The organism is Acidovorax sp. SUPP950, assembly GCF_030158935.1.
In the GTDB taxonomy this organism is placed as follows: domain Bacteria; phylum Pseudomonadota; class Gammaproteobacteria; order Burkholderiales; family Burkholderiaceae_C; genus Paracidovorax.
Window position 1 is genome coordinate 294,457 of record NZ_BQXE01000002.1, and the last position, 14,404, is coordinate 308,860.

At 64.8% G+C, this 14,404-nt stretch carries 11 protein-coding genes; 10 read left to right on the top strand and 1 reads right to left on the bottom strand.

Annotation, left to right across the window (positions count from 1 at the left end):
- Positions 1-14: 14 nt before the first annotated feature.
- Positions 15-1,934 carry an asparagine synthase-related protein gene (locus AVME950_RS10600; protein WP_284429790.1) on the top strand — a complete coding sequence of 640 codons (1,920 nt, stop codon included), beginning with the start codon at positions 15-17 and terminating at the stop codon, positions 1,932-1,934.
- A 257-nt stretch (positions 1,935-2,191) separates the two neighbouring features.
- On the opposite strand, the gene AVME950_RS10605 is transcribed toward AVME950_RS10600, so the two are convergent.
- On the bottom strand, positions 2,192-3,103 hold the full coding sequence (locus AVME950_RS10605; protein ID WP_284429791.1) for a LysR family transcriptional regulator: 912 nt from the start codon (positions 3,101-3,103) through the stop codon (positions 2,192-2,194).
- A 124-nt stretch (positions 3,104-3,227) separates the two neighbouring features.
- Here AVME950_RS10605 and AVME950_RS10610 point away from each other — a divergent pair, with 124 nt between their 5' ends.
- The 9 genes from AVME950_RS10610 to AVME950_RS10650 all read left to right on the top strand — a co-directional run bounded on the left by AVME950_RS10610 (position 3,228) and on the right by AVME950_RS10650 (position 14,402).
- Complete coding sequence (locus AVME950_RS10610; RefSeq protein ID WP_284429792.1) at positions 3,228-5,366, top strand: 3-hydroxyacyl-CoA dehydrogenase NAD-binding domain-containing protein; 2,139 nt, start codon at positions 3,228-3,230, stop codon at positions 5,364-5,366.
- 150 nt (positions 5,367-5,516) lie between these two features.
- Positions 5,517-6,695 carry an acetyl-CoA C-acyltransferase gene (locus AVME950_RS10615; RefSeq protein ID WP_284429793.1) on the top strand — a complete coding sequence of 393 codons (1,179 nt, stop codon included), beginning with the start codon at positions 5,517-5,519 and terminating at the stop codon, positions 6,693-6,695.
- A 79-nt stretch (positions 6,696-6,774) separates the two neighbouring features.
- Positions 6,775-7,971, top strand: a complete 1,197-nt coding sequence (locus AVME950_RS10620) for an acyl-CoA dehydrogenase family protein (RefSeq protein ID WP_284429794.1) — start codon at positions 6,775-6,777, stop codon at positions 7,969-7,971.
- Positions 7,972-8,071: 100 nt separating this feature from the next.
- Complete coding sequence (locus AVME950_RS10625) at positions 8,072-9,232, top strand: acyl-CoA dehydrogenase family protein (RefSeq protein WP_284429795.1); 1,161 nt, start codon at positions 8,072-8,074, stop codon at positions 9,230-9,232.
- On the top strand, positions 9,229-10,035 hold the full coding sequence (locus AVME950_RS10630) for an oxepin-CoA hydrolase, alternative type (protein WP_284429796.1): 807 nt from the start codon (positions 9,229-9,231) through the stop codon (positions 10,033-10,035). The genes AVME950_RS10625 and AVME950_RS10630 overlap by 4 nt, the downstream gene beginning before the upstream one ends.
- Before the next feature lie 40 nt (positions 10,036-10,075).
- The gene (locus tag AVME950_RS10635; protein WP_284429797.1) at positions 10,076-11,323 is read left to right on the top strand and encodes a CaiB/BaiF CoA transferase family protein; all 1,248 of its coding nucleotides are present in this window, start codon (positions 10,076-10,078) and stop codon (positions 11,321-11,323) included.
- 108 nt (positions 11,324-11,431) lie between these two features.
- Positions 11,432-12,436, top strand: coding sequence for a Bug family tripartite tricarboxylate transporter substrate binding protein (locus tag AVME950_RS10640; protein ID WP_284429798.1), 1,005 nt, complete (start codon positions 11,432-11,434; stop codon positions 12,434-12,436).
- A 77-nt stretch (positions 12,437-12,513) separates the two neighbouring features.
- A complete protein-coding gene (locus AVME950_RS10645) occupies positions 12,514-13,527 on the top strand; it encodes a tripartite tricarboxylate transporter substrate binding protein (RefSeq protein WP_284429799.1) in 1,014 nt (337 codons plus the stop codon).
- Positions 13,528-13,652: 125 nt separating this feature from the next.
- Positions 13,653-14,402, top strand: a complete 750-nt coding sequence (locus AVME950_RS10650; RefSeq protein WP_284404994.1) for an electron transfer flavoprotein subunit beta/FixA family protein — start codon at positions 13,653-13,655, stop codon at positions 14,400-14,402.
- The last annotated feature ends 2 nt before the right edge of the window (positions 14,403-14,404 follow it).

Below are 14,404 nucleotides of genomic sequence, written 5' to 3' on the forward strand. Positions count from 1 at the left end.
TCGCCACGAGTTGAATGAGTGACTTTGCTGGAATCTGGCAACTGGACGGAAAGCCCGTACCCCCTGAGTGGCTCGTCACGCTGGGGGGCGAATTAGAGGGGCGGGGCATCGGACCTCCCGCAATCTGGCACGGCGGCGACATGGCTATGGTGCACCGCCAGCACTTTTTCACAGACGAAGACCATTGTGAAACCATGCCGCGGGTCGGTGACTCGGGCGCAGTGCTGGCGGCAGACGTTTGCCTGGGGGCACGTACTGAACTGGCCACTGCGCTGGGCGCAACGGCACACCCCGCACGTCCCGACAGTGATCTGATGTTGGATGCTTTGCAGCGGTGGGATATTCATGCGCTGTCGCGTCTTCATGGATCCTTTTCACTGGCGTTCTACAGTCCCAGGCGGCGGCAGCTGGTGCTTGCGCGTGACCCGCTAGGACAGCGCTCGTTGTTCGTGCATCGTGGGCCGCGCATGATCGCGTTTTCCACGCGGTTGAGGGCTTTATTGGCGATCCCCGGGATTTCACTCGATCTGGACGAGCAGGCCTTGGCCGATCAGCTCGTGATGGACCCGTCGTGTGCCTCACGCACGATCTACCGCGCCATTGACAGGGTGCCGATGGCGCATTTCATGGTGCTGACATCGGAGACGACCCATAGCGAACGATGGTGGCGGCCACCCGAGGCAGGCTCGTTGCGCCTGGGGAGTGATGCAGAGGTCGAGGCGGCTGCAGCCGAGGTGCTCGACCGTGCCGTCGCCGATGCGTTGCGGGCGCGGGGGGCCGTGGCAGCGTGCCTCACCGGAGGGCTGGACAGCGGCTCGATAGTGCTTTCGGCCGCACGGCAGCTGGCACCGGCACCGTTGCTGACCCTCACGAGGGTTCCGCGGGTGGAAACTGCCAGGGCCAATGCAACCCACTATTACGATGAATCGCCCCGTGCGCGCCTGCTCGCTGCCAGCCGCTCCAACATCGACTGGCACCCCGTGGGTGATGATGACGACGATTGGGGCGAACACGATCCGGAGCGCTGGTGGAAGGAAAGCGGCCAGCCAGCACGCTCGCCGCTGAACATGGCCTGGTTCTTTCCGCTTTACCGTATGCTGCATTCGCGCGGTGGGCGCGTTTTGATCGGTGGTGAGCTGGGCAATTCATTTTTCAGCTACGACGGCCTGTCGCGCCTTTCGCAACTGCTGCGCGACGGCGATTGGCAAACGTTGACGCGGCAGACGCGTGCCCTGGCGAAGGCCGAGGGGTTGAGCGCGCGCAAAGCCTTTCAGCGCTATCTGCTGCGGCCATTTGCCCCGACGACGCTTCTGCGTTACTGGCATGGCCTGCCAGCGGCGGTATGGGAGCGTCACGGGGCCCTGCATCCCGCACTGGCGCAGGAGCTCGGCATGCACCAAAAGCTGGACCGCGGTCGCTACAGGATTCGATTGGGTGGAAGCCATCGATCGTTGAGCGTGCTGCGTGAATGGCTCCTGGGCAATGCCGCTGCGATGGACGGATGGGGTGCGCTGCGTGCCATATCCGGCACCGACGTGCGCATGCCCCTGGGCGACCGGCGGGTGATCGATTTCTTCGGTGCTTTGCCGCTGGACCAGTTTCTGCGCGATGGCATTCGCCGCTCCCTGCCTCGGCGCCTGCTGGCGGCACAAGGCGGTCCAGCCGAGGTGCATGCCAATCGCGCGGTGGGTGTGCAGCACGGTGACTGGTTCGCGCGCTTGAGCGCGCAGCGAGGAGCACTGCAGCAGCAACTCGATCGGTTGCACACGTCTCCTCTCGCGTGCCGTGTACTCGATCTGCAGCGGCTGCAAGGCCTGCTCGACGCCTGGCCCCACGATGCGCTCTCTGCTGAACCAAGGCGCGAGGAATATCTCAACGTGCTCTCGCACGGTTTGCAAATGGGCGGTTTCCTGGCTTGGCGAGAGCGCCGCTAGAGTGGAGGCCCATCGAACCGCCGCCCTGGCAAGCTGGGAGCATCAGGACGACTGGCATGGGTGAACCTCCAGGCGCCGCAGTGCCAGCATGGCTTGCGTGAAGCCTTCAACGCATTGCACTGGCTGGGCCGAGGAAAATCCATCTTGCGCATGCTTCCCGATGCTGCGCGGTAGCGAGGGCTGCATCGCGTTGAGCGCATCTCTTTCGACGTATGGCACCCCGACCGGCGAGCAAGGACTTGGCAGCGGCAGGAGGTTCATCTCACGCTCTCGACGGTACCGCTTCCAGGTGAGGCCTTGGCCAGAAGAAAATCAATACAGGTGCGCACCGCCCGCGTCTGGTGGCGGTTGGGCAGATACAGCAGGTACATGTGGGTGCCGAAGATGCTCAGGCGGTACTCGTCCAGCGTGGTCAGCACCTCGCCGCTTTCCAGCTTGTCCTGCACCACGTAGTCCGGCACCAGACCGACTCCGATGCCGGCCAGGATGCCCTGGCGCAGGAAAGGGAAATGCTCGGAGATCAGCGTGGGCTCCAGCATCACCTCATTCCGTTCGCTGCCTTGGTAGGCCGCCAGGCGCAGTTGCCGCCCGGTCACGCCGGCGGTGATCACAGGGCTGGTGCGCAGGGCGTGCAGGGTGCGCGGCAGCCCGTGGCGATGAGCATAGTCGAGGGAGGCGCAGGCGAGGTAGCGCACGGTGCCCAGGCTGCGGGCCACCAATGACAGTGGCGGCTCCTGCACCACGCGGATGGCGATATCGACTTCGTCGCGCAGATTGTCGGCGCGGTTCTCGAACAGCACGTCCAGCACGATGCCCGGGTAAGCGCGCTTGAACTCGATCAGCCAGTCGCTCACCACGATCTGTCCATAGCCGCTGGGTACGCTGATGCCCACGCGGCCCTGCAAGCCCTGGCCCAGGGTGGTGATGGCTTCACGCGCGGCCAGCATCTCGTTGTGGATGGTGCGTCCGTGCTGGTAAAGGCGCAGGCCGATCTCCGTGGGCTCCACGCGGCGCGTGGTGCGCTGCACCAGCTGCACGCCCACGTCCTTCTCCAGCTTGGCGAGGTGGTAGCTCACGTTGGCGCGCGTCATCTTCAGCTTGCGGGCGGCCTGGCTCAGGTTGCCGCTGTCGATGATTTCCACCAGCAGGGTCAGCGATTGGGAGTCCATGTCTCAAGCGTATTGGTTTAAATCATTTGACAGTCTGTCAATGATTCATGGGATTGTTAGAAATCATTGTCGCCGCAAGAATGGATGCTGGACGTTCCAGATTCATAACAAAGGAGACAAACGCATGACCCGTGAGGCAGCGGCTTCCGTCGTTCAAACCCGCCAACAAGGCGATGTGCTGGTGGTCGGCATCCACAATCCGCCCGTCAACGCCTTGGGCGCCGCCGTGCGCCAGGGCCTGTTGGCTGCGGTGGCGCAGGCCGAAGCCAGCGCAGCGGTGAAGGCCGTGCTGATCGTGGGCGAGGGCAAGGCGTTCATCGCTGGTGCCGATATCCGTGAATTCGGCCAGCCTGCCGTGCTGCCGTCGCTGCCTGAAGTCTGTGCACGGATCGAGGCGTGCACCAAGCCGGTCGTCGCTGCCATCCATGGTGCTGCGCTGGGCGGAGGGCTGGAGGTGGCGCTGGCGGCCCATTACCGCCTGGGCTTGCACAACGCTGCCGGTGGTGCGCAATTGGGCCTGCCCGAAGTGAACCTGGGCCTGCTGCCAGGCGCTGGAGGCACGCAGCGTGCGCCGCGCCTGATGGGTGCCAAGGCCGCAGCCGAACTGATGCTGAGCGGCAAGCCCATGTCGGCACGGGCGGCGCTGGCCGCAGGCCTGTTGGACCAGTGCGTGGAGGGCTCCGATGCCACGGCTGCAGGCTTGGCCTTTGCCAACGCCTTGCTGGCCCAGAACGCTCCGGTGCGCCGCACGCGCGACCTGCCCATTCCGGACGCGGCTGCGGCGCTGGCCGATCTGGACGCGTTGGCAATCGACACGGCCAAAAAGAGCCGAGGCTTGTTTTCACCCTCGAAGATCGTCGAATGCGTGCGCGCCGCAGTCGACTTGCCGTTCGACGAGGGACTGGCCAAGGAGCGCGCGCTGTTCGTGGAGTGCCTGAACAGCCCACAGCGCGCTGGCCTCATTCATGCGTTTTTTGCCGAGCGCGAGACTGCCAAGATCCCCGAGGCCCGGGCCGCAGCGCCGCGCACTGTCGATCGGATCGCCGTCATCGGGGGCGGCACCATGGGCGCGGGCATTGCAGTGTCTGCACTCGATGCCGGATTCTCGGTGGTGATGTTGGAGCGTGATGCCGAGGCCATCGCGCGGGGCCAGGCCAATGTGGAAAAAGTCTATGACGGCCTGATCGCCAAGGGCCGCATGAGTGACGAGGCCAAGGCTTCCATCCTGGCACGCTACGTGCCGACCACCCGCTATGAAGACATCCAGGCGGTGGACCTGGTGATCGAGGCCGTGTTCGAGGACATCGAAGTCAAGAAGGCCGTGTTCAAAGAGCTGGACCGTGTCTGCAAGCCCGGTGCGGTGCTGGCCACCAATACCTCGTACCTCGACATCGATGCCATTGCGGCGGCCACCTCGCGCCCGCAGGATGTGATCGGTCTGCACTTCTTCAGCCCGGCCAACATCATGAAGCTCCTGGAAATCGTGGTGCCGGCCCGGGTCGCCCCCGACGTAGTGACGACGGCCTTCGAATTGGCCAAGCGCATGAAGAAGACTCCGGTGCGCGCTGGCGTGTGCGATGGCTTCATCGGCAACCGCATCTTGGCGGTGTACAAGCAGGCCGCCGACTTCCTGATGGAAGACGGCGCTTCGCCCTATGAGATCGACGCTGCGTTGCGCGGCTTCGGCTACCCCATGGGCCCTTTCCAGGTGACCGACCTGGCGGGTGGCGACATCGGCTGGGCGACGCGCAAGCGCCGCGCTGCTACGCGCGACCCGAAGGCCCGCTATGTGGAGATCGCCGACCGAATTTGCGAGCGCGGCTGGTTCGGTCAGAAGACAGGCCGGGGCTTTTATGTGTGCCCACAGGGCGCCCGCGCGGGCCAGCCCGACTCCGAGGTGCTGGCCATCGTCGATGCCGAGCGCGCCAGGAAAGGCATCACGCCGCGCAGCTTCACCCCGGAAGAGATCGTTCGCCGCTACATGGCCGCGATGGTCAACGAAGGCGCCAAGGTCGTGGACGAGGGCATCGCCCTGCGCCCGCTGGATGTGGACGTGACCTTCCTGTCGGGCTACGGGTTCCCGCGTTTTCGCGGCGGACCGATGAAGTACGCCGACATGGTGGGGTTGGACGCCATCCTGGCAGACATCCGCGAGTTCGCGAAGGAGGACCCGCTGTTCTGGCAGCCTGCGCCATTGCTGGAAAAGCTGGTGGCCGAAGGCCGGAACTTCGACAGCCTGAACCAAGCTGTGGCAAAGGCCTGAGACGGGCGCTGTCGGTCGAAATCAAAACTGAGAGCGTTTGCTGTTGGACTGTCGGCAGATTCAGATGCCTTTGGCGCTGGGTCTTCCGTGGCGCCAGCGCAAGCCGCTACTGAAAACGCAGTGAACCACCCACCGAGACAAGAGAAAAAAATGCGCGAAGCCGTCATCGTTTCCACCGCCCGCACGCCCCTGGCCAAGTCCCACCGCGGCGAGTTCAACGCCACCCCTGCGCCCCAGTTGGCGGCGTATTCGGTCAAGGCCGCCGTGGAGCGCGCGGGTATCGACCCTGGGATGATCGAGGACCTCATCCTGGGTTGCGGCAATCCCGAGGGCATGCAGGGCAAGAATCTGGGCCGCCAAACGGTGTTGCGGGCCGAGCTGCCGCTGTCTATCGCTGGCACCACGGTCACGCGTTTCTGCGCTTCGGGTCTGCAGGCGCTGTCCATCGCTGCCGGCCGTATCGTTGCCGAAGGCGTGGATGCCATGATCGCTGGCGGGGTGGAAAGCATCTCGGGCGCGCGCGCCCTGGGCACCCCGGCCGACCTGGACCCCTGGCTGGTGGAGTGCAAGCCCGAGTTGTTCATGGCCATGATCGACACGGCCGACATGGTGGCCCAGCGCTATGGCATCACGCGCGAAGACCAGGACGCCTTCTCGCTGCAGAGCCAGCAACGCACCGCCGCCGCGCAAGACAAGGGCGTGTTCGCCGAGGAAATCATCGCCTGCGCCGCACGCATGGCCGAGAAGAACAAAGACTCCGGGGAGGTCACCTACCGCGACGTGATCGCCACCCGGGACAATTGCAACCGCCCCGGCACCACGCTGGAGGGGCTGGCCAAACTTGAACCCGTCAGAGGCGAGGGCCACTTCGTGACAGCCGGCAATGCCTCGCAGCTGTCCGATGGATCCAGCGCTTGCGTGCTGATGGAATCCAGGCAGGCCGAACGCCTGGGCCTGCAGCCCCTGGGCGTCTTTCGAGGCATGGCCGTGGCGGGCTGCGAACCGGACGAGATGGGCATCGGCCCGGTGTTCGCAGTGCCGAAGCTCCTGAAGCGCCATGGGCTCACGATGGATGACATCGGGCTGTGGGAGCTGAACGAAGCCTTCGCCTCGCAGGCCCTGTACTGCCAGCGGCAACTGGGCATTCCCATGGAACGCCTGAATGTCAATGGGGGAGCCATCTCCATCGGCCATCCTTTCGGTATGACGGGCGCGCGCCTGGCCGGCCATATCCTGCTCGAAGGCCGGCGCCGCAAGGCGAAGTACGGCGTGGTGACCATGTGCATCGCTGGCGGCATGGGAGCGGCCGGCCTGTTCGAGATGTATTGATGCCCCTGAATCGCTGTGCGCCGTCTCCCCGGCAGGGGCGAAAGGCGCTTGGTTCCAGGGATGACTGAGGAAATAGCAAATGGATCTCCAATTCACACCGCAGGAAGAAGCCTTCCGCACCGAAGTGCAAGCCTTCCTGAAGGCCGAGTTGCCGGTGCGCATCGCTACCAAGGTCAAGGCCGGACAGCGACTGACCAAGGCCGACCAGGAGGAGTGGCACGCCATCCTGAACGCGCGCGGCTGGCTGGCCAACCACTGGCCGCAGGAGCACGGCGGCCCGGGCTGGAGCGCGGTCGAGAAGTTCATCTTCGATACCGAATGCGCACTGGCCGGTGGCCCGCGCATCGTGCCGTTCGGCGTGAGCATGCTGGGCCCGGTACTCATCAAGTACGGCAATGAAGCGCAGAAGCGTTACTGGCTGCCGCGCATCCTGAGCGGCGCCGACTGGTGGTGCCAGGGCTATTCCGAGCCCGGCGCGGGCTCGGACCTGGCCTCGGTCAAGACCATGGCGGTGCGGCAGGGCGACCATTACGTCGTCAACGGCCAGAAGACCTGGACCACCCAGGGCCAGCACGCCAACATGATCTTCTGCCTGGTGCGCACCCAACGCGAAGCCAAGGCCCAGGCCGGCATCAGCTTCCTGCTGGTGGACATGAACAGTCCCGGCGTGGAGTTGCGCCCGATCCGCACACTGGACGGCGATCACGAGGTCAACGAAGTCTTCTTCACCGACGTGAAGGTGCCCGTGGACAACCTGGTAGGCGAGGAGAACAAGGGTTGGACCTATGCCAAGTACCTGTTGACCTATGAGCGCACGGGCATCGCGGGCGTGGGTTTTTGCATCTCGGCCCTGGCCAAGCTCAAGATCATCGCTGCCAAGGTGCAAAAGAACGGCAGGCCCATCGACCGGGACCCGCTGTTCGCCGCGCGCATGGCCCGCGTCGAGATCGACCTGGAGAACATGAAGACCACCAACCTGCGTGTGATTGCCGCCGTGGCCGGCGGCGGGGTGCCGGGCGCGGAAAGCTCCATGCTCAAGATCCGCGGCACCGAGATCCGCCAGGAGATCCTCTCGCTGATCCGCCGCGCCATGGGCCCTTATGCCGCCCCTTTCATCGAGGAAGCGCAGTACGAGGGCTACACGCAAGCGCCGGTGGGCCCGCAGGAGGCTGCAACGGCCGCCGCCAACTACTTCAACTACCGCAAGCTGTCGATCTTCGGCGGCTCCAATGAAATCCAGAAGAACATCATCTCCAAGATGATTCTCGGCCTGTAGCCATGCAAGACCCCTTGAGTCGTTTAGCGCCTGCCCCTTGCGAGGAGACGACCTGCGCGGTGGCCGCTTTCGGGCCCCATGGATTGAGAAAGAGCTTCCTATGAACTTCGTACACACCGAAGACCGCCGCATGCTGGCGGACAGCCTGAACCGCTTCATCGCCGAGCAGTACGGCATGGAGCGCCGCAACCAGCTCGCCTATGGCGACGAGGGCCACAGCTCCGCCCTTTATGCCCAGTTCGCAGAGCTGGGCGCCATCGGTGCTTTGTTTCCCGAAGCCGCAGGAGGATTTGGCGGCGGAGGTTTCGACATCAGCGTGGTGTTCGAAGCCCTGGGCAGAGGCTTGGTGGCTGAGCCCCTGCTGGGGGCCCTGGTCGTGGGCCAGGCGCTGATCGCGGCGGGCACCGAGGCGCAGAAAGCCAGGGTGCAAGACATTGCCGCCGGTGGCGTGGTCGCTGCTTTGGCCCACGACGAACCCGGCAGCCACTACGAGCTTTCCAATGTCTCGGCGACAGCTGTCAAGACCGCCCAGGGCTGGGTGCTGAACGGTGCCAAGTCGGTGGTGGCATTTGGTGGAAAGGCCGATCTGCTGCTGGTTTCCACACGCACGGCGGGCAGCCCGTTCGACACCGCCGGCATCAGCCTGTTCCTGGTAGATGGCAGTGCGGCTGGCATCGCCAAACGCGGCTACAGCCGGATTGACGGCGGCCGTGCGGCTGAACTGACGTTCACCGATGTGCAGCTTGGCTCCGAAGCGCTAGTGGGCCAGGAAGGGGAGGGCTACGCGCTGCTAGAGCTCGTGCAGGGCTATGCGCTGCTGGCACTGGCGGCCGAAGCCCTGGGGGCCATGGATGTGGCCAAGCAGAGCACTCTGGAGTATCTGCAAACGCGCAAGCAGTTCGGCGTGGCCATCGGCACCTTCCAGGCCCTCCAGCACCGCATGGCCGACCTGTTGCTGGAGGTAGAGCAGATGCGTTCGGCCGTCATCAACGCGGCCGACGCCATCGACAACGCGCGGGGCGGGGCGCGCGAACGCACTTTGTCGGCTGCCAAGTACACCGCAGGCTATGTGGGCGCGCTGGTCGCGGAGGAAAGCATCCAACTGCACGGCGGTATCGGCATGACCTGGGAGTTGCCCCTGTCGCACTACGCCAAGCGCCTGGTGCTGATCGACCATCAGTTCGGCGACGAAGACCACCACCTGGCCCGGTTCATCGCTCTGGGCGCGGCATCCGCTGATTCCTCGAAAGGACGGCCATGACAGAGACCACCCCGCCTTTGCTGCAGCGGCGCGATGGCGCCGTGCTGGTGCTGAGCAACAACAACACGGGCGCGCGCAATGCGCTGTCGCCCGCCTTCTACGCCGCGCTGACGCAGGCCTTGGCTGACGCGCAGACCGATCCCTCGGTGGGCGCTGTCGTGCTGACCGGAGAGGGCGGCCATTTCTGCGCGGGTGGCGACCTGAGGCAGTTGGCCAAACGGCGTGAGTTGAGCGTCGAACAGCGACGCGAGAAGCTCGAAGGCCTGCACGACCTCATCCGCGCCGTGCGCGACTGCGAGAAGCCCGTGATCGCTGCAGTGGAGGGCGCCGCCGCGGGTGCTGGCCTGTCCCTCGCCCTGGCGTGTGACATGCTGGTGGCGGCGCGCGATGCCGTGTTCTCCGTGGCCTATGTGAAGGTCGGCCTCACTCCCGACGGCGGTGCGACGGCGTTCCTGGCCGAGTTCGTTTCCCGTCAGGTGCTGACCGAGTTGTGCCTGACGGGCGAGCGTCTGTCGGGCGAACGCCTGCATGCCCTGGGTGCGGTCAACCGCCTGGTCGAACCGGGCAAGGCTCTGGCAGGTGCTGTGGCACTGGCCACCAGCGTGGCGGACGGTCCGCAACGGGCGATGGCACGCATCAAGGCCTTGTGCCGTACTGCGCCCCATGCGTCGCTGGAGGAACAGCTGGAAAGTGAAGCCCGCTTCATGGTGATGTCGCAAGCCACCGAAGAGTCGCGCGAGGGTATCGGCGCGTTCCTGGAAAAGCGCACGCCGGACTTCGCACCGCTGCGCGGTGCGGACTGACGCACGCATGCCCACTACGACCAACACAGGAGACAACACCATGACCGCCCCAGACCCGTCACAGGACATCGATTTTCCGCTGGAAGGCGTGCGCGTGCTCGATCTGTCGCGCGTGTTCGCCGGGCCGCTGTGCGGCCAGGTGCTGGCCGATTTCGGCGCCGAGGTCATCAAGGTCGAGCACCCGGGCCGCGGCGATGACACGCGCGACTGGGGCTTGCGCATCGGCAAGACCGAGACCACTTACTACAACAGCATGAACCGCAACAAACGGTCCATTACGATGGATCTGCAAAGCCCCGAGGGCCTGCAGATCATCCGTGACCTACTGCCGCAGTTCGATGTCGTCATCCACAATTTCAAGACCGGTGGGGCCGAGAAGCTGGGCCTGGGCTACGAGCAGTTGAAGGCGCTGCGGCCTGGCCTGATCTATTGCGCAGTGGCTGGCTACGACAGCAGCGGCCCGGAGGCCAAACGCCCTGGCTACGACTTGGTGATCCAGGGCGAGACGGGCCTGATGGCGCTCAACGGCGAGGCCACGCAGCCACCGCTGAAATTCGGCGTGGCTGTGGTGGACCTGATGACCGGCATGTACGCCGCGCAGGCCGTGTTGGCGGCGCTGTTTCGCCGGGAGCGCACTGGGCACGGCCGGCTCATCGAAATGGCTTTGTACGACTGCGGCATCATGGTCACAGGCTACTACGGCCTCGACGCCATGCAGCTGGGCCGCGATCCGGAGCGCTACGGCAATGCGCACCCATCCATCGTTCCCTACGGCATGTACGACGCGGCCGATGGTCCGTTGATCATCGCCGTAGGCAACAACGCGCAGTTCGACAAGTTCTGCCGCCAGGTCATCGAGCGGCCCGACATCGTGGAAGACCCGCGCTTTTCCACCAACGTGAACCGGGCCAGGAACCGCGTTGAACTGGGCCCCTTGTTGAAGGCACTGATCCATGCCTTCCCGCGCGATCTGCTGCTGGAGCGCCTCACGGCCGCCGGCATTCCCTGCGGCCGTGTGACGGGGTTGCATGAGGCGCTGACCAGCGAGAGAACTCGCCGCAGCGGCCTGCTGCGCGACATGCCGCACCCCGTGGTCGGAACCACGCCCGTCTTTGCACCTCCTTACCGCATGGACGGCCAGCGCCTGCCCATCCGCAGCGCGCCGCCCACGCTGGGCGAGGGCACACGCGAGGTGCTGCACCGCCTGCTGTCGATGAGCGACGCCGAACTGCAGCAACTGCAGCAGCGCGGCGTGCTGACCCTGCCGGACGATTCGCCACCGGCCTGAAGGCCTTCCATTTCACCGCCCGGTCCCTTGCGAAAACACCGCATCAGATGGTGCATGGGGCCGTTTTCATCCCTTGACGACGATCGCACTGATCCAGGAGACAACGCTATGGGAATCCAATACAACCGCCGCAACCTGCTTCAGGGGCTGGCGGCGCTGGGGGGCACCAGCCTGCTTGGCCAGGCCGCAGCGCAAACCGCCAAAGCAGCCTGGCCGACCAAGCCCATCCGGCTGATCGTGCCCTTCAACGCCGGGGGGGCGACGGACATCATCGCCCGCACGGTGGGCGAAGCGCTGGAAAAACGCGTGGGCCAGCCCGTGGTGGTGGACAACCGGGGTGGTGCCGCCGGCATCCTGGGTACCGACGCAGTCGCCAAGGCCGCACCGGACGGGCACACCCTGCTGGTATCGCTCAGCACATCGATGCTGATCAACCAGTTTCTGTACACCAAGCTGCCCTACGACCCGCAGAAGGACATCACGCCCATCACCCAGATCGCGGCAGCGCCCGTCACGCTGGTGGTGCACCCGTCGGTGCCCGCGAGCAATATGAAAGAGTTGCTGGCCTACGTGAAGGCCCACAAGGGCAAGCTCTCGTACGGTTCCTGGGGCGTGGGTTCCTACGCGCACCTGGCCGGGGCCTACATGAGCAAGACGATGGACGCTGACATGACCCACGTGGCTTACAAGGGCGAGGCACCCATGATCCAGGAGCTGATCGGCGGCCAGCTGCAGCTGTGCTTCTCCAGTGCGCTGAACACCAAGCCCTTCATCGATGCGGGCCGCCTGAAGGCCATCGGCGTGACGGGCAAGCAGCGCATGGACATTCTGCCCACGCTGCCCTCCATCTACGAGCAGGGGGTGCCGGACGATGCGTATGCCATCTTCGGCTGGGTGGCCATGGGTGCCCCTGCCGGACTGCCCAAGGAGATCGTGGACCAGCTCTACGGCCACCTGCGCGAGATCGCCAAGGACCCGAAGGTGCTGGAGCGCACCGTTGGGGCCGGCTTCATGCCCCTGATGAACAGCCCGGAAGCCTTTCGCGAGAACTACCAGCGCGACATGCCTGTCTGGAAGGCTTTGGTCGACGAAGCTGGCGCCAAGCTCGACTGAAACCTGGCGGCCGCAGCTCAGCAACGAGTCAGTGGCTGCCCCTGCAATGACTGACCTATGGATTGACGGGAAACACCATGCCTTTGCCTCACAAAACGTTTCTTGCCTGCACGCGCCGGAACACCCTTCTGGCGCTGGCCGCCGCCCCCTGGCTTTTCGGGAGCGCCAGCGCGCAGCAAGCGGCGGCCGTCTGGCCGACCAAGATGATCAAGCTGGTGGTGCCTTTTCCGGCAGGGGGGCCCACGGACACGGCTTCGCGCATCGTCGGGCAGAAGCTGGCCGACCGGTTGAAGCAGTCCGTAGTGGTGGACAACCGTCCTGGTGCCTCGGGCTCCATCGCCGCCTCCCAGGTGGCCAAGGCCGACCCGGATGGCTACACCTTCATGATGCTGGCCACTCCGACCTTGCTGGCCCCGCATCTCTACAAGAAGCTGAGTTACGACACGGTGAAGGATTTCACCCCCGTCGCCACGGTCTATGACCTGCCCATCGTGGTGGTGGTCAACCCGGCGCAGTTGCCGGACGTGACCGACCTGCGCACGCTCATTGCCCACGCCAAGGCGCAGAAGACGCCGCTCAACTACACCAGTTCCGGGACCGGCAGCTTTGGCCATCTCAGCATGGAGTTGCTCAAGCAGATGGGCCATTTCGATATGCAGCATGTGCCCTACAAGGGCGGCGTTCCTGCCATCACCGACACCATCGGCGGCCAGGTGCCCATCATGTATGCCGACCTGGTCGCTGCACTTCCGCATATCCAGGCCGGCAAGCTGCGGGCCATCGCCGTGGGCTCACCCCAGCGCGTCAGCATGCTGCCGGATGTGGCAACCATCGCCGAGCAAGGCTTCAAGGGTTACGACGCCGTGTCCTGGGGCGGACTGCTTGCACCACCCGGTACGCCGAAACTGGTGGTGGACCGGGTGGCGAACGAGGTCAAGCAGATCCTGGCTGAAAAAGAAACGCAGGAGAAGCTGCTGCACGCTGGCGCCATCGCGCGTTTCGAAGACCCCGCGCAGATGGGTAAGCATGTTCAGCAAGACTATGCCAAATGGGGCCAACTGATCCGAGACAAAGGCATTGCGTCGGAGTGATCCGTGCAGCAATCCATCGTCCGCCTCATGGGTGAAGTCCAGGCACCCGTCAGCGAGCGCGTGGCTGGAGTGGTCCGCCGAGCACTCCTTCAACCCATCCTTTAAACACAGGAAAGAACACTGCCATGAAAATTCTGGTCCCTGTCAAGCGCGTGGTGGACTACAACGTGAAGGTCCGGGTGAAGTCGGACAACACGGGTGTGGACATCGCGAACGTGAAGATGAGCATGAACCCCTTTGACGAGATCGCCGTCGAGGAGGCCGTGCGCCTGAAGGAAAAGGGCGTGGTGACCGAAGTCATCGCCGTCTCCTGCGGCGTCGCGCAGTGCCAGGAAACGCTGCGCACCGCGATGGCCATCGGTGCCGACCGTGCCATCCTGGTGGAGACCACCGAAGAGCTGCAGCCCCTGGCGGTGGCCAAGATCCTGAAGGCGCTGGTGGACAAGGAGCAGCCCCAGCTCATCATCCTGGGCAAGCAGGCCATCGACGACGATGCCAACCAGACCGGGCAGATGCTCGCCGCGCTCGCCGACCTGCCGCAGGCCACCTTCGCCTCCAAGGTGGAAGTGAGCGGCGACAAGGTCAACGTCACGCGTGAAGTCGATGGCGGGCTGGAGACCATCTCCCTCACGCTGCCGGCCGTGGTCACCACCGACCTGCGCCTGAACGAGCCGCGCTACGTCACCTTGCCCAACATCATGAAGGCCAAGAAAAAGCAGCTCGACACCGTCAAGCCCGAAGACCTGGGCGTCGATGTCAAGCCGCGCCTGAAGACCCTGAAGGTCTCCGAACCGCCGAAGCGCGGCGCCGGCATCAAGGTGCCCGACGTGGCCGCCCTGGTGGACAAGCTCAAGAACGAAGCAAAGGTGATCTGAAC